The following is a 1,250-nucleotide window of genomic DNA, read 5'->3' as shown; positions in this document are numbered from 1 at the left end:
ACCCCGCCAGCGGCTCAAGCCCAGGGCCAGGTCGTTCTGGAGCTGAACGCCGCCGCCGACACCCCGACCGGCGCCTGCCGGCTGATCGTCGTGACCACCAACCGGCTGCCCCAGGGGCTGCGCCGCGCCGCCTGGCAGGTGGCGATCTTTGACCGCGACGGCGTCGTCCGGTCGCTGCCGGTGCTGGATTTCGGCCCCCTGATCGCCGGCAAGACCAAGGTGGCGCAGTTCGAGATCCCGGGCCTCGGCTGCGCGCAGATCGGGCGCATCGTCGTCAACGACGTGGCCGCCTGCGAGGCCGGGGACGGCGCCGACCTGCGCGATGCGTGCCTGTCGGGTCTGGCGACCCAGGCCCGCGGCGGCATCGATTTCGGACTGTAGGGCCATTCCCATGACGCTCGGCAATATCCTTTCGCTGTCGATTCCGACGCTGGCCGTCTATGCGGCCCTGACGCTGCTGTCGCTGCTGACGGTGACGGTGGCGATCTTCAAGATCGGCCAGTTCCGCCGCCTGGGTCTTGGCCGCCACCGCGAGGCCGAGGCGATCCTCGACGACTGGCTGAACGGCCGCCCCGACGAGGCGCAGCGCAAGGCCGGCGCCCTGCCCTCGGTGCTGGGGCGGGTGCTGGCCGCGGTCATGGCCGGGCTGCGCGCGCGGCCGGCGGACCCGCACTATGGCGCCGAACTCGCCCGGCAGGCGGCGCTGTCGGAACTGACCCAGATGGGCAACCGCATGCGCCTGCTCGAGGCGGTGGTGCAGATGGCGCCGATGCTGGGGTTGCTGGGCACCGTGATCGGCATGATCGACGCCTTCGGCGCGCTGGCGGCCAGCCCGCAGGCTGCCGATCCGCGGCTGCTCGCCTCGGGGATCTGGACGGCGCTGACCACCACCGCGGTCGGGCTCGCGGTGGCGCTGGTCGCCTATTTCGTCGCCGCCTGGCTGGAAGGCCGGATCGAGGACGAGCGCCAGACCATCGAGCTGGTGATCTCGAGCGCCATCCACGGCCGGGTCGGCCGGATCAGTGGCTGACGCCGTCCGATGGCCGCGACCGACATTGGCCACGGGCTGAGCCTGCCCCGCCGCGAACGACGCTACCGCTTTTCGATGACGCCGCTGGCCGACGTCATGTTCCAGCTGCTGGTGTTCTTCATGCTGTCGGCCAACATCACCCCCTATTCGCTGATCGACATCCGCACCGGCGGCCTCAGCGGCGGGGCGCCGGCGGGCGCGGCTGCGGCGGGGGCTGGGG

The 1,250-nt window shown here is 72.0% G+C and carries 3 protein-coding genes; all 3 read left to right on the top strand.

What is annotated here, in order from left to right; all coding sequences use genetic code 11:
- The coding region (locus tag IC63_RS18610) for a hypothetical protein (RefSeq protein WP_036722749.1) at positions 1–381 on the top strand (381 nt) is incomplete at its 5' end.
- 10 nt (positions 382–391) lie between these two features.
- Positions 392–1,030, top strand: a complete 639-nt coding sequence (locus IC63_RS16690) for a MotA/TolQ/ExbB proton channel family protein (protein WP_052042354.1) — start codon at positions 392–394, stop codon at positions 1,028–1,030.
- A 9-nt stretch (positions 1,031–1,039) separates the two neighbouring features.
- Positions 1,040–1,250, top strand: a 211-nt coding sequence (locus IC63_RS16685) for an ExbD/TolR family protein (RefSeq protein WP_036722746.1), incomplete at its 3' end; no start/stop codon positions are given.

Origin of the sequence: Paracoccus sphaerophysae, from assembly GCF_000763805.1 — a bacterium.
Lineage (GTDB): Bacteria > Pseudomonadota > Alphaproteobacteria > Rhodobacterales > Rhodobacteraceae > Paracoccus > Paracoccus sphaerophysae.
The sequence above is the reverse complement of the archived record's forward strand: the minus strand, read 5'-3'. Positions and strand labels throughout refer to the sequence as shown.